This is a genomic window from Streptomyces sp. NPDC051563 (genome assembly GCF_044454225.1).
Taxonomy (GTDB): Bacteria; Actinomycetota; Actinomycetes; order Streptomycetales; family Streptomycetaceae; genus Streptomyces.
In genome coordinates, this window is sequence record NZ_JBITDL010000004.1 from 325,855 (window position 1) to 343,604 (window position 17,750).

16 protein-coding genes are annotated in these 17,750 nt (G+C 72.4%); 8 read left to right on the top strand and 8 right to left on the bottom strand.

Features of this window, described 5'->3' with window-relative positions; genetic code table 11:
• The first annotated feature begins 8 nt into the window (after nt 1–8).
• The 3 genes from ACIA8F_RS07465 (at nt 9) to ACIA8F_RS07475 (ending at nt 3,809) form a co-directional block, all read left to right on the top strand.
• The gene (locus ACIA8F_RS07465; protein ID WP_399377284.1) at nt 9–806 is read left to right on the top strand and encodes a DsbA family protein; all 798 of its coding nucleotides are present in this window, start codon (nt 9–11) and stop codon (nt 804–806) included.
• Nucleotides 807–962: 156 nt separating this feature from the next.
• Entirely contained in the window at nt 963–2,648 is a 1,686-nt protein-coding gene (locus ACIA8F_RS07470; RefSeq protein WP_399377285.1) for an alkaline phosphatase D family protein, read from the top strand.
• A gap of 222 nt (nt 2,649–2,870) precedes the next feature.
• Nucleotides 2,871–3,809: a zinc metalloprotease gene (locus ACIA8F_RS07475; protein WP_399377353.1), complete on the top strand. Its 939-nt coding sequence runs from the start codon at nt 2,871–2,873 to the stop codon at nt 3,807–3,809.
• 95 nt (nt 3,810–3,904) lie between these two features.
• On the opposite strand, the gene ACIA8F_RS07480 is transcribed toward ACIA8F_RS07475, so the two are convergent.
• Nucleotides 3,905–4,474 (bottom strand): dienelactone hydrolase family protein, encoded by a 570-nt coding sequence (locus tag ACIA8F_RS07480; protein ID WP_399377286.1) that lies wholly within the window; start codon nt 4,472–4,474, stop codon nt 3,905–3,907.
• Between the two features lie 50 nt (nt 4,475–4,524).
• Here ACIA8F_RS07480 and ACIA8F_RS07485 point away from each other — a divergent pair, with 50 nt between their 5' ends.
• On the top strand, nt 4,525–5,553 hold the full coding sequence (locus ACIA8F_RS07485; RefSeq protein WP_399377287.1) for a mechanosensitive ion channel family protein: 1,029 nt from the start codon (nt 4,525–4,527) through the stop codon (nt 5,551–5,553).
• A 201-nt stretch (nt 5,554–5,754) separates the two neighbouring features.
• Here the strand turns inward: ACIA8F_RS07485 and ACIA8F_RS07490 are convergent, their stop codons facing one another.
• Together ACIA8F_RS07490 and ACIA8F_RS07495 are read right to left on the bottom strand one after the other, a co-directional pair.
• Entirely contained in the window at nt 5,755–7,212 is a 1,458-nt protein-coding gene (locus ACIA8F_RS07490) for a sensor histidine kinase (protein WP_399377288.1), read from the bottom strand.
• Nucleotides 7,209–7,895, bottom strand: a complete 687-nt coding sequence (locus ACIA8F_RS07495) for a response regulator transcription factor (RefSeq protein ID WP_399377289.1) — start codon at nt 7,893–7,895, stop codon at nt 7,209–7,211. The genes ACIA8F_RS07490 and ACIA8F_RS07495 overlap by 4 nt, the downstream gene beginning before the upstream one ends.
• Before the next feature lie 101 nt (nt 7,896–7,996).
• Here ACIA8F_RS07495 and ACIA8F_RS07500 point away from each other — a divergent pair, with 101 nt between their 5' ends.
• From ACIA8F_RS07500 to ACIA8F_RS07515, 4 genes are all read left to right on the top strand, one after another.
• Nucleotides 7,997–8,734 (top strand): peptidase inhibitor family I36 protein, encoded by a 738-nt coding sequence (locus tag ACIA8F_RS07500; protein WP_399377290.1) that lies wholly within the window; start codon nt 7,997–7,999, stop codon nt 8,732–8,734.
• Nucleotides 8,734–10,329, top strand: a complete 1,596-nt coding sequence (locus ACIA8F_RS07505) for a phosphodiester glycosidase family protein (RefSeq protein ID WP_399377292.1) — start codon at nt 8,734–8,736, stop codon at nt 10,327–10,329. The genes ACIA8F_RS07500 and ACIA8F_RS07505 overlap by 1 nt, the downstream gene beginning before the upstream one ends.
• A gap of 109 nt (nt 10,330–10,438) precedes the next feature.
• Nucleotides 10,439–11,629 (top strand): UDP-N-acetylglucosamine--N-acetylmuramyl-(pentapeptide) pyrophosphoryl-undecaprenol N-acetylglucosamine transferase, encoded by a 1,191-nt coding sequence (locus ACIA8F_RS07510; protein ID WP_399377293.1) that lies wholly within the window; start codon nt 10,439–10,441, stop codon nt 11,627–11,629.
• Entirely contained in the window at nt 11,626–12,702 is a 1,077-nt protein-coding gene (locus ACIA8F_RS07515) for an SDR family NAD(P)-dependent oxidoreductase (protein WP_399377295.1), read from the top strand. The genes ACIA8F_RS07510 and ACIA8F_RS07515 overlap by 4 nt, the downstream gene beginning before the upstream one ends.
• A 17-nt stretch (nt 12,703–12,719) precedes the next feature.
• Here ACIA8F_RS07515 and ACIA8F_RS07520 read toward each other — a convergent pair whose 3' ends face one another.
• The 5 genes from ACIA8F_RS07520 to ACIA8F_RS07540 form a co-directional block, all read right to left on the bottom strand.
• Nucleotides 12,720–14,315, bottom strand: a complete 1,596-nt coding sequence (locus ACIA8F_RS07520) for a Na+/H+ antiporter (RefSeq protein WP_399377296.1) — start codon at nt 14,313–14,315, stop codon at nt 12,720–12,722.
• 183 nt (nt 14,316–14,498) lie between these two features.
• On the bottom strand, nt 14,499–14,984 hold the full coding sequence (locus ACIA8F_RS07525; RefSeq protein WP_399377297.1) for a GNAT family N-acetyltransferase: 486 nt from the start codon (nt 14,982–14,984) through the stop codon (nt 14,499–14,501).
• A complete protein-coding gene (locus ACIA8F_RS07530; protein ID WP_399377299.1) occupies nt 14,981–15,922 on the bottom strand; it encodes an RluA family pseudouridine synthase in 942 nt (313 codons plus the stop codon). The genes ACIA8F_RS07525 and ACIA8F_RS07530 overlap by 4 nt, the downstream gene beginning before the upstream one ends.
• A gap of 140 nt (nt 15,923–16,062) precedes the next feature.
• Complete coding sequence (gene lspA / locus ACIA8F_RS07535; protein ID WP_399377300.1) at nt 16,063–16,626, bottom strand: signal peptidase II; 564 nt, start codon at nt 16,624–16,626, stop codon at nt 16,063–16,065.
• Nucleotides 16,627–16,810: 184 nt separating this feature from the next.
• Nucleotides 16,811–17,713: a TraR/DksA family transcriptional regulator gene (locus ACIA8F_RS07540; RefSeq protein WP_399377301.1), complete on the bottom strand. Its 903-nt coding sequence runs from the start codon at nt 17,711–17,713 to the stop codon at nt 16,811–16,813.
• Nucleotides 17,714–17,750: the final 37 nt, after the last annotated feature.

A 17,750-nucleotide genomic window follows, 5' to 3' on the forward strand; every position in this document is an offset into this window, starting at 1 on the left:
GCAGAACGATGAGCGCACGCAACAGCCAGGCGAACAAGGCGGCGGCCCGCGAGAAGCTGCGCATCGAGCGCGAGCAGCAGGCCAAGAAGGCCAAGATCCGCCGGCAGGTGTTCGTGGCGGGCGGCGTCGTGGCCGCCCTCGCCCTGGCCGGGGGCGTCGGCTACGCCGTCGTCCAGTCCAACCAGCCGAGCGCCTGGGAGAAGGCCGCCGACGCGCCCCTGGTCGCGCCGAAGAACACCTCGGGCGACAACGGCACCACGGTGGTCATCGGCAAGGCCGACGCCAAGAAGACCCTGGAGCTGTACGAGGACTCGCGCTGCCCGGTCTGCGCGAGCTTCGAGCAGACGGTCGGCCCGCAGCTCAAGACGGACCTCGACGCGGGCAAGTACAAGATCCAGTACGTCGGCGCCACCTTCCTGGACAAGGGTTTCCCCGGCACCGGCTCGAAGAACGCGCTGAGCGCGCTGGGCGCGGCCCTCAACGTCAGCCCCGAGGCGTTCCTGGAGTACAAGACGGCCCTCTACTCCGCGGCGAACCACCCGGAGGAGAAGGACGACAAGTTCGCCAAGGACGACGCCCTGCTGACGATCGCGGACCAGGTTCCGGCGCTCAAGGGCAACGCCGAGTTCAAGAAGGCGGTCGAGGACGGCACGTACGACCGGTGGGCGCTGGAGATGTCCAAGACCTTCGACAAGAGCGGGGTGACGGGCACGCCGACGCTGAAGATGGACGGCAAGAAGATCGACCCGCTGCCGCAGACGCCCGAGGCGTTCACCGCGGCGATCGACAAGGCCATCGCGGGCTGACGCCCCCGGGCCGGACCGCCGGCCGGTCCGCGTGCAGGACCACATGCCCAACCACCAGCTGAATCACCGACGGACGGGCGAACTCCCAGAGTTCGCCCGTCCGTTGCTTTCACGGGTCTGGCCCCGCTCCCGTACCCGTCGGTAATGTGACCGCCCGTGACCAGTCAACTCTCCTCTTCCGCCCCGGAATCGGCACCCGTGCCGACCCCCCGCCGCCGTACGGTCGTCCTGGCCGCGGCGGCCACGGCGGCCCTCGTCCCGATCGCCGCGCTGGGCGCCGAAGCCGCCCACGCCGCCACCGGCGCCGCCGATGACGCGCCCGCCTTCCTGCACGGGGTCGCCTCGGGCGACCCGCTCCCCGACGGGGTCCTGCTGTGGACCCGCGTCACCCCGACCGCCGCGGCCGTACCGGGCTCCGGTGCGGGCCCCGCCGTCGCGGTGGGCTGGGAGGTCGCCGAGGACAAGGCCTTCACCCGGACCGTCGCGAGCGGCACCGTCACCGCGAGCGCGGCCTCCGACCACACCGTCAAGGCCGACGTACGGGGCCTGCGGCCGCAGACGGCCTACTGGTACCGGTTCACCGCCGGCGGCGCCGTCTCCCCGGCCGGGCGCACCCGCACCGCCCCGGCCGCCGCCACCGCGCCCGCCGGGGTCCGCTTCGGCGTGGTCTCCTGCGCCAACTGGGAGTCCGGCTACTTCTCGGCGTACCGCCACCTGGCCGCGCGGGCCGATCTGGACGCCGTACTGCACCTGGGCGACTACATCTACGAGTACAAGACCGGCGGCTACCCCGAGGCGAAGTACGTCGTCCGGCAGCACGAGCCGCTGCACGAGATCCTCACCCTGGCCGACTACCGGACCCGGCACGGGAAGTACAAGACCGACCCCGACCTGCAGGCCCTGCACCAGGCCCACCCGGTCATCGCGATCTGGGACGACCACGAGATCGCCAACGACTCCTGGTCCGGCGGCGCCGAGAACCACGACCCCGCCACCGAAGGCCCCTTCGCGGCCCGCGCGGCCGCCGCCCGGCAGGCGTACTTCGAGTGGATGCCGGTGCGCACCTCCACCGAGGGCACCGTCTACCGCCGCCTGCAGTTCGGCACCCTCGCCGACCTGCACCTGCTCGACCTGCGCACCTTCCGCTCGCAGCAGGCGGGCATCGGCAGCGGCGCGGTGGACGACCCGGAGCGCAGCATCACCGGGCGGGCCCAGCTGGACTGGCTGAAGGCCGGGCTGGCCGGCTCGCAGGCCACCTGGAAGCTGGTGGGCACCTCGGTGATGATCTCGCCGGTGGCCTTCGGCGCGCTGCCCGCGCACCTGCTGGGCCCCCTCGCCGAACTGCTCGGCCTGCCCGCGGGCGGGCTCGCCGTCAACGTGGACCAGTGGGACGGGTACACCGACGACCGCCGGGAACTGCTGGGGCACCTGACGGACCGTTCCGTCCGCAACACCGTCTTCCTGACCGGCGACATCCACATGGCCTGGGCGAACGACGTCCCGGTGACGGCGGCCACCTACCCGTGGTCGCGGTCGGCGGGCGTGGAGTTCGTGGTGACGTCGGTGACCTCCGACAACATCGACGACCTGCTGCACGTGCCGGCCGACACGGTCTCGCTGGTGGCCGAAACGGCGATCCAGGCCGCCAACCGGCACGTGAAATGGCTGGACATGGACGCCCACGGCTACGGCGTGCTGGACGTGACGGCCGAGCGTTCCCAGATGGACTACTACGTGATCTCGGACAAACGCCGCCAGGACGCCACGGCCGCCTGGGAGCGCTCGTACCGCACGCTGAACGGGACCCAGAAGGTCGAACGGGCGGACCGGCCGGTGCGCTGACATTCAGCCAGATTTCCCGTCCGGAGGGGCGCTTGGCGTAGACCAGGCGCCCCTTTGACATCAGAAGCAACAAATCTTTTACGTAGAGCACTTGACCTGTTTATGACATGCGCACGTAAGATTCCCGCCAGCCGAGGAGATCCCTCCCGCTCGACCCCCCACTCGCGAGGAGCACACGTGCGCGCTCTTGCCCGCATATCCCCCCTTCTTCGCCGCCGCCTGATGGGTGCCGCCGTACTCACCGGCACCCTGGCCTTCACCCCGCTCGCCGCCCCCACCGTGGTGTCCGCCGCGCCCAAGACCGGAGCCGAGGTGTGTGCCGAGGCCGCCTCCGGCCCCGCCAACGCCCGGGTCGCGCGCCCGAAGGACCAGCACGCGGCCGAGCCCAACGAGGTCACCGACGCCCAGGCCAAGGCCATGGACGCCGACCTCAAGGCGAAGCTGGACCAGATCTCGAAGGGCGCCCGCAGCCTGACCGCCGCCGACGCCGTCATCACCATCCCCGTGTACGTGCACGTCATCACCTCCGGCAGCGCCGGCAACCTGACGGCCGCACAGATCAACAGCCAGATCTCGGTCCTGAACGCCGCCTACGCCGGCCAGGGCACCGGAAACGTCAACTCCGGCTTCCAGTTCTCCCTCGCCGGGACCGACTACACCAACAACTCGACCTGGTACAACGTCTCGGACGGCACCACCGCCGAGAAGAACATGAAGAACGCCCTGCGCAAGGGCGGCAAGAACGCGCTGAACCTCTACACCGCCAACCTCGGCGGCGGGCTGCTCGGCTGGGCCACCTTCCCCAGCTCCTACGCCTCCCAGCCCAAGATGGACGGCGTGGTCATCCTCAACACCTCCATCCCCGGCGGCTCGGCCACCAACTACGACCAGGGCGACACCGCCACCCACGAGGTCGGCCACTGGCTCGGGCTCTACCACACCTTCCAGGGCGGCTGCTCGGGCAGCGGCGACTCGGTCTCCGACACCCCGGCGGAGAAGAGCGCGGCCTTCGAGTGCCCGACCGGCCGTGACACCTGCACGGCGGCCGGCGTCGACCCGATCCACAACTTCATGGACTACACGTACGACTCCTGCATGTACCAGTTCACCGCGGGCCAGGTGACCCGCATGAAGAGCATGTGGACGTCCTACCGCGGCTGACGCCCCGGCACTGACGCCCCGGCACTGACGCACCCATGACGAAGGGGCCCCGCGAGCGGGGCCCCTTCTTCGCGTCCGCTTCTGCGCGTCCGCGCCTAAATGCCGTCGAGGAAGGCCAGGGAGACCGCCCAGGCCTGCTCCGCCGCCTCGGCGTCGTAGTCGTCCAGCCCGGGGTCGGTGAACAGGTGCCCGGCCCCCGGATATCCGTGGACCTCCACGTCGGCCCCGGCCTTGCGCATCCGCAGGTACCAGGCCGTCAGCCAGTCGTGCGGCTCGAAGGGGTCCGGATCGGCGATGTGCAGCTGCACCGGCAGCTCGTCGACGTAGACGTTCTCCTCCAGGTCGGCCGTGCCGTGCAGGAGCAGCAGCCCGCGCGCCTTCTCGTCGGCGAGCGCCAGGTGCTGGGCGATCGAGCCGCCGAAGGAGAAGCCGGCGTAGACCAGGCCCTGGTCGGAGTAGGGGGCGGAGGCCAGTACCGCCCGCTTGAGCAGCTCGTCACGGCCGATCGCGTCCCGGTGGGCCATGCCCTCCTCGACGGTCTCGAAGGTGCGGCCCTCGAAGAGGTCCGGCACCTGGACCTGGTGCCCGGCCGCGCGCAGCCGGTCGGCCGCCTCCCGCACGGCGGGCCGCAGCCCGTAGGTCGAATGGAAAAGCATGATGTTCATGCCCCCATCGTGCCAGTTTCGGCGGACCCCCTCCGGTTACGTTGGCCTGCATGGACACGGACTCCTTCCTGCGCCCGATCGTGGCCGTCGCCGGCACCCTGGCCGTCACCCTGCTCGCGGGCTGGCTGCTGGACCTGCTGCTCCGCCGCGCCGACGCCCGGCACAGCGAAACCCCGCTGTGGGGGCTGCTGCGCCGCTGCCGCCCGCCGTTCCTGGTGGTCCTGGCCGCCTCGCTGCTCCAGGCGGTGCGGCGGCGCGCGGACGGCCCCGGGCACGTGCTGACCCTGGTCCTGATCGCGGCGGCCGCGTGGCTGCTGATCCGCATCACGACGGCGATCGTGGACTCCACGTACGCCCGCTACGCGGCCGACGCCTCCGACCAGGCCAAGGTCCGCCGGGTCCGCACCCAGGTCACGCTGATCCAGCGGGTGGTCACGGCGGTGGTGATCGTGGTGGCCCTCGGCGCGATGCTCCTGACGTTCCCCGAGATGCGCACGGTCGGCACCTCGATGCTGGCCTCGGCGGGCGTCCTCGGCATCGTGGCGGGCATCGCGGCGCAGGCCGCCCTCGGCAACCTCTTCGCCGGGCTCCAGATCGCCTTCGGCGACACCGTCCGGATCGGCGACACGGTGGTGGTGGACAAGGAGTGGGGCACGGTGGAGGAGATCACCCTCACCTTCCTCACCGTCCGCACCTGGGACGAGCGCCGGATCACGATGCCGGTCTCCTACTTCACGAGCAAGCCCTACGAGAACTGGTCGCGCGGCGGCGCGCAGATGACGGGCACCGTGTTCTGGCACCTGGACCACAGCGCCCCGGTGGACCTGATGCGCGAGGAACTCCAGCGGATCCTCAAGACCGTCCCGGAATGGGACGGCCGCACCGGCTCCCTGGCCGTCACGGACACCACCCCGCACACCATCCAGGTCCGCGCGGTGGTCACGGCGAAGGACGGCGACGCCGTCTGGACCGTCCGCTGCACGGTCCGCGAACGCCTGATCACCTGGCTGGCCACCCACCACCCGTACGCCCTCCCCCACATCGCCACCACGGAGGCGGTCCTCCCCCCGGGGCAGTAACCGATCCAGCCGCCCGGGGTTCGCCTTTCCAGCCGTCGGGCGTCTGAGGACCGGGGCATCCGGGGCGGAGCCCCGGAAGGGGTCCGGGCGCAGCCCGGTACCCCTCCCCAGCCCGCCCGGCGCTTGAGGACCGGGGTCCGGGCAGCGCCCGGGGAACCGGCGAAGGGCGGGTCGGGGACAGCCCCGCAGGGCCCGCCCCCCTCAGCCCGGAGCCGCGAAGGTCAGCCGGAACAGCGCGCCCCCGCCGGGGGCGGCTTCGGCCATGAGCTCCGCATCATGCGCCCGTGCAATCTGCCGGGCCATCGCCAGCCCCAGCCCCGACCCCGGCAGGGCCCGCGCCGCCCCCGCCCGGTAGAACCGGTCGAAGACGTACGGCAGGTCCCCCTCCGCGATCCCCGGCCCGTGATCCCGTACGGTCACCTCCGCGCTCCCGTCCCCCCGGACGGCCAGCGCCACTTCCACCTCCGCCCCGGCCGGGCTGAACTTCGCCGCGTTGTCCAGCAGGTTCGACAGCAGCCGGCTCAGCCGCGCCGGCACCCCCGCCACCACCACGGCCTCCTCCCGGGACGGCCCCCGCACGCGGAACGCCACCCCGGGCCAGTGCGCCCGCGCGGCCCCCGCGCAGTGCTCCACCAGCGGAGCCAGCCGTACCTGTTCCACCAGCAGGGTCGGCTCCTCGTCGCGGGCCAGCTCGATCAGGTCGTTGACCAGCCCCGTCACCTCCCGCAGCTGGCGCCCGAGCGCCAGCGAGGCCCGTTCGCGCTGCTCCGCCGTCAGCCGGTCCCCGCGCGCGAGCAGCTCCGCGTTGGTCCGCAGCGCGGTCAGCGGGGTCCGCAGCTCGTGCGAGGCGTCCGCTACGAGCCTGCGCTGCGCGGTGACGGACTGTTCCAGCTCGCCCAGCATGGTGTTGAAGCTCCCGGCCAGCCGGGTGACCTCGTCCTCGCGGCCGCGCCCGGGGGGCGGCAGTTCGATCCGGTGCCTCGGGTCCCTGGTGGCGGCGATCCGCTCGGCGGTGGCGGTGAGGCGGGTGACGGGGGCCAGCCCGGTCCGGGAGACCCAGTAGCCGAGCAGTGCGGCCAGCAGCACCCCGGCGGCGGCGGTCACGGCGAGCCAGCGGGCGGCCCGGTCGATGCCGGTCTCGACGGAGTCGGAGCGCACCGCCACCTGCAGGGCCCGGTCCTTGAGGAAGTCGGTGGTGAGCATCCGCGCGGGATGACCCTCGACGACGATGTTGGTGTAGAAGGGCGCCCGCTCCTCCACGGCGACCAGCCGGGTGGCCGGCGCCACCGGCATCCGGTAGGCGTCCGCCGCGCCCGCCGGGTCCTTGCGCGGGTCGGCCGGGACGATCTGGACGCAGGCGGGCGCCGCCAGGTACCGGCAGTCCCAGGCGGCGGTCCCCGGCGGGGAGTCCCCGTACTGTTTGGCGGCGAGCCGGGCGGCCTGGGTCAGGCTCAGGTCGAGCTGCTGGTAGAGCGCGGCCCGCCCCTCCAGGAAGGCGGCCGTGCACACGCCGAGCGCCACGAAGGCCACCGCGGCGGTGACGGACAGCGCCAGCCGGGTCCGCAGCGGCCGCCTGCGCCGCCACCGCGCCCGGCGCCGGCGCCCACGCCCCGGCTCCCGCTCCGGCTCCCGCCCCGGCCCTGGCCCTGGCCCGCTCACGCGGAGTCCAACCGGTAGCCGACCCCGTGCACGGTGTGCACGAGCCGGGGCTCGCCGCCCGCTTCCAGCTTGCGCCGCAGGTAGCCGACGTAGACGGCAAGGGAGTTGGAGTCCGGCCCGAAGTCCCGGCCCCACACCAGTTCCAGGATCAGCTCGCGCGGCAGCACCTGTCCGGGGTGGCGCAGGAGCAGTTCGAGCAGCGCCGACTCGGTGCGGCTGAACTCCAGCGGCCGCTCCCCGCGCCGCCCGGTGCGGGTGACGGGGTCGAGCACGAGGTCCCCGTACCCGAGCAGCGCCCGCCCCCCGGCCGGGTCGTCGGGGGCGGCCCGACGCAGGAGGGCCCGTACCCGGGCCACGAGCTCGTCGAGCGCGAAGGGCTTGACGAGGTAGTCGTCGGCGCCCGCCTCCAGCCCGTCGACGCGGTCGCTCACCGCGTCCAGGGCGGTGAGGACGAGGACGGGCGTACGGTCGCCCACCGCCCGCAGCTGCCGGCACACGCCGAGCCCGTCCAGCACCGGCATCATCACGTCGAGGACCACCGCATCCGGCTGCCAGAGCGCCACCTCGGACAGCGCGGCCAGCCCGTCGGCCGCACCCCGCACCTCGTACCCCTCGACGGCGAGCCCGTCCTCGACGGCGGCCCGCACCTCGGGCTCGTCGTCCACCACCAGAATCCGCTGCATGCGACGAAGTCTCCCAAAGCGTGAGTCGGGTTTCCGATATGAAAGCGGAATATCGAATACCTGTTCCCTTATCCATATTTGCAATGGCAGACTCCCGCCCTGTGAAGATCACCATTCTGCGCGGCTCCCTGATCGTGGGAGCCCTCGCGCTGCTCTGCTCAGCGCTTTTCGCCCTGCCGGCATCCGCCGATGCCTACCTCGACTGCCAGGCCGACCGGCTCTGCCTCTACACCGGCCCGAACGGTTCCATGGCCGCCGGCGAGACGAAGCCCCGCGCTTACCAGCACGAGAACCCGCAGTCCTACGCCGGCGGCTTCAGCGACAGGACCAAGTCGGTGTACAACAACACCGACTATTGGGCCTGCCTCTACGGGGAGACCAACTGGGGCTCGGCCGTCGCCGCCGTGAAGCCGGGGGCAAAGGCAGACATCTCCGCGCAGAGCTCCGAGGACGAGCTCAGGCAGCTGGCGGCCCTGGGCGTCAGTTCCCACAAGCTGGCCCCCAGCAGGGGGCTGTGCTTCACGGGCTACGAGCGCTGCCCGGACGACCGGCTGTGCCTGTTCAAGGAGACGGCCGGCCGCGGTGCGATGACCTCGTTCACCGCGAGCGCCGACACGTACGCCCCGGAATGGGACCGCGTGGCCATGTCCGTCAGAAACCGCACCACCAAGCACGCCTGCTTCTACAGCAACATCAATCAGACCGGCGGCTGGAACTCGGTCCCCAACGGCGTCCACCGCGCCTACGCCGTACTCGCCGGTGACAGCACCAGCCTCGTGCAGCCCTACCTCGGGGACGTCCAATCACACCGGCTCTCCTCGAACTTGGACTGCAGCTGATGACCGACACCTTCCGTCGCGTTCCGCGCGGACTCATCGCTTCCGCCGCCACCCTGAGCGCGGCGCTCCTGCTCGCAGCACCGAGCCCCTCGGGAGCCACGGGAACCGAGATCAAGATCTCGGACGACTGGGCGCAGCTGACGGAAGACAGCAAGGAGCTCGCAGGCGGCGCCGAGTACTTCCGCTTCCAGGAGAAGGCAGTCACCCCGGGCCACTCGACCCGGCGCGAACTGAACATCGTCCGGATCGACCCGGCCAAGGGAGCCCTGCGGGTCGAGAGTACGGTCGGTGCCTCGATCAGCGGCAGGGAGAGCGTCAGGGACCAGCTGAAGGCCGGCTTCTTCAAGGACCACCCGCCGCTCGCCGGGATCAACGGCTCGTACTTCCTCCCCGAGCCCCCGGCCGCCGGGGTAGAGGGCGCCAAGGAGACCCTGGCCTTCCTGGGCGTCTCGGCCCGGGACGGGGTCCTGAACTCGATCAGCTGCGTCAAGGCCCGCCTCGGTGCCGACGGCCGGCCCGTCCACGACGCCCAGGGCAAGGAAGAGCCCGACTACGGCAACCAGGCCGTGGTCCTCCAGCACGGCGTGCCCTACATCGCGCGCCTCAGGGCCTCCGTCACCCTGTCGTATCTCGACAAGGACAAGAAGGACGTCCCGGGCGGCCCCACCCTCACCGTCGGAGGCATCAACAGGGACCCCGGCCGGGCACCTTGCGCGTACGACAAGACGACGCTGAACAGCGCGGAGAGGACCCTCACCACTCTGTCGGAGAAGTGGGCCTACACCACCCCTGACGACATCGTCCTCTTCCACGACGGCTACGGCGCCAAGACCCCGCTCGCCAACCTGGACCCGACGCCCGCGATCAACGAGGACGACGCCGCGGGAGTAGAGGTCAAGGTCGACGCCGCCGGCAAGATGACCACGTCGACGGCGGTACGCGGCAATCAGTCCGTGCAGAAGGGCGGGTACGTCCTCCAGGCCATCGGCCAAGGCGCGACGGACCTCACGAAGTTCGTCGACGACGCCAACGCCGCGGGCAAGGGCTACACGCTCAAGGTCACCCAGCGGGTCGAGGACATGGACCTCACCAGGCCGGTTGACGGCCAGACGGCCCAACGGCCGGTCGACCTCGACGAGTCGGTCGACATCGTCAGCGGCATCCACCGGCTGATGGAGGACGGGGAGCACAGCAAGGAGTACAAGAGCTGCGTCCGCCTGTACTCGCCCGAGGGCGCCAAAAGGGACGAGGGCGACTACGTGGCCGGCGACGCGTGCCGGGATTCCCGGACCGTGCTGGGCATCGACAAGCAGGGCCGCACCGTGCTGACCACCATCACCGGTCCGCGTGACGCGGCACCCGGCACCTCCGACGGCGAGTTCATGAAGAGCGTCGCCGAGATCCTCAAGAGCACGTTCGACGTGACCGACGCCATCAACTTCGACGGCGGCGGCTCCACCACGATGATCGTCCAGGGCACGCGCCAGACGGGCCGTACCGACGAAACCTCCGACGCCACCGACCCGGTGGCCGAGGGCGAGCGCGCCATCGCGGATTCCGTCTACACGGGCAACGGCGGCATCGCCGTCAAGTAGTCGGCCCACCGGGCCCCGGGTGGCAACGCCCCTGGGCCCGGGGAGCGCCGCGCTCTCCGCCGCCGCTCCCTCTTAGAACCTTCTTAGGGCGCACCGGAAGTCTGCGTCCATGACCTCCTCACCCTCCCCCTCACCGCTCTCCGTCGTGATCGGCGCGGGCGGTACCGGCGGACACATCTATCCCGGGCTCGCCCTGGCGGAGGCGCTGCGCGCCGCCGTCCCGGACGCCGTGGTCTCCTTCATCGGCACCGAGCGCGGCCTGGAGACCGAGCTGATCCCGGCCGCCGGCTACCGCCTGCACACCGTGGACATGATCCCCTTCGACCCGGCGCTGGGTGCCAGGCGCTACCTGCTCCCGGCGGCGCTGCTGCGCTCGGCCGGGCAGGCGCGGGCCGTGATCCGGGCGCAGGGCGCGCACGTGGCCGTCGGCATGGGCGGCTATCCGAGCGCGCCCGCCGTGCTCGGGGCCCGGCTGGCGGGACTGCCGGCGGTGATCCACGAGTCCAATGCGGTACCGGGCCGGGCCAACCAGTTCGCGGCCCGCCTCACCCCGCACATGGCGGTGGCCTTCGACCGCAGCCGGGAGCACCTGGCGGGCGGGGAGCGGGCGCTGACCACCGGAATGCCCGTCTCCGCCGCGCTGTCGGGCCTCGCCGGGCTGTCCCGACCCGAGCGGGCAGCCCTGCGCACGCGGGCCCGGTGGGAGCTCGGGGTGCCGGACGGGCGGCGGCTGGTCGTGTTCAACGGCGGCAGCCTGGGCGCCGTACGGCTGACGACGGCCGCGGCCGGGCTGGCGGCCGCCTGGCAGGCGCGGGAGGACGTGCAGCTGCTGATCAAGACGGGGCCGGCGGCGCTCGCGGACACCGTGGCCGGGCTGGCCGCCTCGGGCGGGCAGCGGATCGCCCGGGCCGTGCCCTACCTGGACCGGATGGACCTGGTCTACGCGGCCGCCGATCTGGTGGTGTGCCGGGCGGGCTCGGCGACGGTGGCGGAGCTCGCCGCGACCGGGGTCCCCGCGGTCCTGGTCCCCTACCCTCACGCCCCGGGCGACCACCAGACGCACAACGCCCGGGTGCTGTCCGACGCGGGAGCCGGCCTGCTGCTCCCCGACGCCGAGGCCGGCGCCGGGCGCCTCGCGGAGCTGATCGCCCCGCTGCTGGCCGACCCGGCACGGCTGGCGGCGATGGCCGGCGCGGCCGACCCGGGCCCGCACGCCCGCGCCGCCGAACTGCTCGCCTCGCAGGTCCTGCGGGTCGCCGGCTTCCCCTCCTTCTCCTCCACCCCTTTGGAGTTCGCATGACCACGCACACCCGCGCGTCCACCCCCGCGTCCACCCCCGCGTCCACGCCCACCCTCACCCTCACCCCGGCGCGCACCCCCGCCGACTGGAGCGGCCGTACGGTCCTGGTCACGGGCGCCGAGGGGTTCATCGGCTCCACGCTCGTCGATCTGCTGGTCGCCCGGGGCGCGAAGGTGCGCGCCTTCGTGCACTACAAGCCGTACGCCGAGAAGGGCCACCTGGCCCGGTACCTGGCCGACCCGGGCGGCCCGGTCGAGATGTGGGCCGGAGACGTCCGGGACGCGGGCCGGGTCAGCGACGCGGTGGCCGGCTGCGACACGGTCTTCCACCTGGCGGCGCTGATCGGGATCCCGTACAGCTACGCCTCCCCCGGCGCGTACGTGCAGACCAACGTCACCGGGACCGAGAACATGGCCGAGGCCTGCCGCCGCCACGGCGTGCGCCGCCTCGTCCACACCTCCACCAGCGAGGTCTACGGGACGGCCCTGACGGCCCCGATCTCCGAGAGCCACCCGCTCCAGCCGCAGTCCCCGTACTCCGCTTCGAAGATCGGCGCCGACATGATGGCGCTGTCCTTCCACCACGCCTTCGAACTGCCGGTGACGGTGGTCCGGCCGTTCAACACCTACGGCCCCCGCCAGTCGGCCCGCGCCGTCATCCCGGCCATCCTCGCCCAGCTCCACTCGGGCGCCCGGGAGATCCGCCTGGGCTCGCTGGCCCCCACCCGGGACTTCACCTACGTGACCGACACCGCGGCGGGCTTCCTCGCCGTCGCGGAGTGCGAGCGGGCCCTGGGCGAGGTGGTCAACCTCGGCAGCGGGGAGGAGATCTCCATCGGCGACCTGGCCCGGGCCCTGATCACGGCCTCGGGGCGGGAGGCGGAGGTGGTCGTCGACCCGGCCCGGCTGCGTCCCGCGGGCAGCGAGGTCCAGCGCCTGCTGTCGGACAACACCCGGGCCCGGGACTGGGCCGGCTGGAAGCCGGAGGTCACCCTCCAGGAGGGCCTGGCTCGCACCTCGGAGTGGATAGCCGCCCACCTCCACCTCTTCGCCCCGGACCGCTACCAGGTATAGCCCGCCCGGCTCCGGCGCTACGGATTGCGCAGGCTGCGCACGTCCAGGTGCCGGAGCACCCGGTCGACGATCTCCGGGTCGGCGCCCGGTTCGCTGCGCGCGGCCAGCACTTCGTGCCGGGCGGCGGACATCATCTCCCGCTGGATGCGCTGCACGTCGCGGATCCGCTCCACCCGCTTCGCGTACGCCTCGCGGCGTTCCTCGTCGACCATGTCCGGGCTGATCCGGGCGCCCACGTCGTACGCCCTGCGGTAGAGCACCTCCACCAGGTCCTCGGGCAGGTCCTCCACCTCCTCGATCTCCTTCAGCCGCCGCTTCGCGGCCTTGGCGGCGCGGATGGCCAGCGCGCGGGCGATCTCCGCCTCGGCGTCCGAGTCGGCCTCCACGCCGAGCCGGCGGACCAGCCACGGCAGGGTCAGCCCCTGCACCACCAGGGTGGTCATGATCACGGCGAAGGCGATGAAGACGATCTCTTGCCGGGCCGGGAAGGGATCCCCCGACTCCGTCTTGAAGGGAAGGGCGAGCGCCAGCGCCACGGAGGCCACGCCCCGCATGCCCGCCCACCACATCACCACGGACTCCCGCCAGCTCAGCGGGATCTCCTCCTCGTAGTCGCGCCGCGAGTGGAGCCGTTTCGCGAGCCAGCCGGCCGGCAGCAGCCACACCAGCCGTACGCCGACCACCACCGCGACCACGACCGCCGCCCATCCGGCCATCTCCCAGCCCCGGCCGCGGGCGGCGGCGCCGAACACGTGGTGCAGTTCGAGCCCGATCAGTCCGAAGGCGACGCCGGTGACCAGCATGTCGACGACCTCCCAGAACGTGTGGCCGGCCAGCCGCCCCAGCACGTCGTCGGCGTCCGTCGCGTACTCGGCGAGGAACAGCGCCGTGGTCAGCACGGCCAGCACGCCCGAGCCCCAGAACTCCTCGGCCAGCACGTAGGCCACGAACGGCACGAGCAGGGTCAGCCCGATCTGGAGCGTGGCATCGCCGAGCCGCCCCATGAGCCGGTTCGCGGCCCAGCCCAGCGCGAGCCCCACGGCGACGGCCACGACGGCCGACAGCACGAACTCCCCGAGCGCATCGGGCCACGAGAAGGTGCCGCTGACGGCTGCGGCGATGGCCACGTGGTAGAGCACGATGGCGGTGACGTCGTTGAAGAGCCCCTCGCCCTCCAGGATCGACACCATGCGCCGGGGCAGTCCGAGCGAGCCCGCCACGGCGGTGGCGGCGACCGGGTCGGGCGGGGCGACGAGCGCGCCCAGCGCGACGGCCGCGGCGATCGAGATCCCCGGCACGAGGGCGTGCGCCGTGAAGGCGACGGCCGCGGTGGTCACGAAGACGAGTGCGACGGCCAGCAGCAGGATGGGCCGTACGTTGGCCGCGAACTGCCGCCAGGAGGTCCGCTGCACGGAGGCGTACAGCAGCGGCGGCAGCACGAGCGGCAGGATGTACTCGGGCGGGATGTCGACGTTGGGCACCACCGGCACCAGGGCGAGCACCACCCCGCCGAGCGTCATGAGCACCGGCGCGGGCAGCCCCAGCCGGTCCCCGAGCGGCACCGTCACCACGGCCCCGAGCAACAACACGAACAGAAGAGCCAGCTGATCCACTCCCACACACTGCCAGCCCGCTGCGCTCACCGGCGCAGACCGGGCCGCGTGTCTTCCCCCCGCCGCCGCAGCACATCCAGCCCCGCCGGCGTTTGAGGCGCGGGGTCCGGGCAGCGCCCGGGGAACGGTGGAAGTGCGGGTAGGGGACGGCCCCGCAGGGGCGCGTCCACACCGCGGCCCCGGCTACGGCAGCGCGCGCCGCATCGCCCGGTGCGGAATCCCCGCGTCCTGGAACTCCGGCCCGTAGGCCTCGTACCCGAGCCGCTCGTAGAACCCCATCGCATGGGTCTGCGCCCCGAGGTCGACGGCGGACAGCCCCAGCCGCCCGGCCTCGCCCTCGATCGCCCGCACCAGCGCGACCCCGACCCCGAGCCCGCGCGCGGCCTTGCCGACGGCCAGCCGGCCGAGCGAGCCGACCTCCGGGGAGCCCGTCTTGCCCAGGGCCCGAGGCCCGTGCAGCAGCCGGCCGGTGCCCAGCGGCACCCCGTCCGGCCCCTCGGCCAGCACGTGCAGCGCGATCTCGTCGTACTCGTCGTACTCGAGCGACTCCGGCACCGACTGCTCGACCACGAAGACCTCGGTCCGCACGGCGAAGCAGGCCTTCAGGTCCTCGTCCGTGACGGCGACCCGTACGGTGACGCCGCCGCCGGCAGCGCCGCCCGGGGTCACTCGCTCTCCTTGCGGATCACGTCCAGCGCGTTCTGCAGGTCGGCCGGGTAGGTGCTCTCGAACTCGACCCACTGCCCGTCCGAGGGGTGCTCGAACCCGAGCCGCACCGCGTGCAGCCACTGCCGGGTGAGCCCGAGGCGCTTCGCGACGGTCGGGTCGGCGCCGTAGGTCAGGTCGCCGACGCAGGGGTGCTTGTGCGCGGCCATGTGCACGCGGATCTGGTGCGTGCGGCCGGTCTCCAGCTTGATGTCCAGCAGCGAGGCGGCGCGGAAGGCCTCGATCAGGTCGTAGTGGGTGACGGAGGGCTTGCCCTCCTGGGTCACGGCCCACTTGTAGTCGGCGGTGGGGTGGCGCCCGATCGGCGCGTCGATCGTGCCGCTCATCGGGTCCGGGTGGCCCTGGACCAGGGCGTGGTAGCGCTTGTCGACGATCCGCTCGCGGAACTGGTTCTTCAGCGAGGTGTACGCGCGCTCCGACTTCGCCACGGCCATCAGGCCGGAGGTGCCGACGTCGAGCCGGTGCACGATGCCCTGGCGCTCGGAGGCACCGGAGGTGGAGATGCGGTAGCCGGCGGCGGCGAGACCGCCGATGACGGTGGTACCGGTCCAGCCGGGGCTGGGGTGGGCGGCGACGCCGACCGGCTTCATGATGACGACGATGTCGTCGTCGTCATGGACGATCTCCATGCCGGGAACGGGCTCGGCGACGAGCTCGACCTTCCGCGGCGGGGCGGGCATCTCGACTTCGAGCCAGGCGCCACCGTGCACACGCTCGGACTTCCCGACGACACTGCCGTCGACCAGCACCTTTCCCGCGGCCGCGAGTTCGGCCGCCTTCGTCCGGGAAAAACCGAACATACGGGCGATGGCGGCGTCGACGCGCTCGCCCTCGAGGCCATCGGGTACGGGCAGGGTGCGGATCTCGGGAATCGTACTCACCTGTCGAGTATGCCGGACTCGGCAGAAGACCATTCCCGCGATCAGCCCGTGGACGGCCCGTGAACCGCTTGCCGGACCGCTTCCCGACTACTTCCGGACCGCTGTGCCGGCTCGCCCGCCGCCCGTTCCTTGTGGGCCGCTCAGTCCTTGTGGACGGTGCCGTCCGGGTCCAGGCCCTTGAACGACAGCAGGACGATCAGGATCCCGCCGCACACGATCGCCGAGTCCGCGAGGTTGAAGACCGCGAAGTGGGCGGGCGCGATGAAGTCGACGACCGCTCCGCGGAAGACGCCCGGCGAGCGGAAGATCCGGTCGGTCAGGTTGCCCAGCGCCCCGCCCAGCAGCAGGCCCAGCGCGATCGCCCAGGGCAGGCTGTACAGCTTCCGCGCCAGCCGCACGATCACCACGATGACCGTGGCGGCGATGCAGGTGAAGATGATCGTGAAGGCCTCGCCGAAGCCGAAGGCGGCTCCGGGGTTGCGGATCGCGTCGAACTTCAGCAGGTCGCCGATCACCTGGATCGACGGCTGGTGCTCCAGCTTCGCCACGACCAGCATCTTGCTGCCCAGGTCGACCAGGTAGGCGAGAAGCGCCACGACCAGCAGCGCGACGATCCGCCGCCGCCCCTTGGGCGCCGCGGATTCGGGCTGGGTGCCGTCTTCCCCGACCTCCGGCGTACCGATGATGCTCTCCGCCTCTGCCACGTGAGTCCCTCGAAAGCTCGAACCAGGTTGTTGGACGGCACCGCGCCGGCCGACCCGCCAGGTTCCCGGACCCTGACGAGACACGAGAGTACGTCAGGGCGCCCTCGGGCCGCCGCCCCGGCCGGACCCCGCAGGAGCCCGCCCGGGCCGTCCCGGGGCCCGCCCGGCCCCGCTCAGCCCCCGCTCAGTGCCGGCGCTCCTGCTTCTGCTTGCAGTCCACGCACAGCGTGGCCCGCGGGAAGGCCTGCATCCGCGCCTTGCCGATGGGCTGACCGCAGTTCTCGCAGAGGCCGTACGTGCCCGCCTCCAGCCGTTCCAGCGCGCGCTCGGTCTGCTCCAGCATCGAGTTGGCGTTCGCGGCGAGGGCGAGCTCGGACTCCCGGGTGATGTTCTTGGTCCCGGTGTCGGCCTGGTCGTCGCCCGCGCCGTCGCCGGAGTCCCGCATCAGCCCGGAAATGGCCGCGTCGGAGGCCTGGAGCTCGGCGCGCAGCCGCAGGATCTCGCTCTCCAGCTCGGCCCGCGCGTCGGCGACCTCCGCCGGGGTCCAGGGGTCCTCACCGGGCCGTACGGCGAGCTCGCCGGGCGCCAGGCCCGCCGTGCCCCGCGCCTTGGGCAGCCCGCTGGTCGCGGCCGCGGCAGTCTTCCTGGCCGTGCCGGTGCTCTTCTTGGCAACCACTTTCCGGGCTCCCGTCTCGTGCGCGGCCTGCGCCGCCCCCTCGGCCCCGGCCGTCTTGGCCGTGGCCTTCTTCGCTGCCGCCTTCTTGACGGCGGGCGCCTCGCCGGCGGGCACCGTCCCGGCAGCCGCCTTCTTCGCGCCGCCGGCCTTCGCCCCGGCAGCCGTCTTCGCTCCGGCAGCCGTCTTCGTCCCGACCGCCGTCTTCGTCCCGACCGCCGTCTTCTTCGTGGCCGCCGCCTTCTTCCCGGCGGCAGCACCTTCCACCGGCCCGGCCTCCGGATCGCGGGCCGCCACCTCCGTCACCGACTCCTGCGCCGGCTTCTCCGCAGCCTTCCCGACAGCCTTCTTGGCAGTACTCCCGGCGGTCTTCTTCGCCACCATGGCCGCGGCCCCTTCACATACTGTGATCATTGCTCGCGAATCGTGCCGGAACGATAAATCGCCTCCG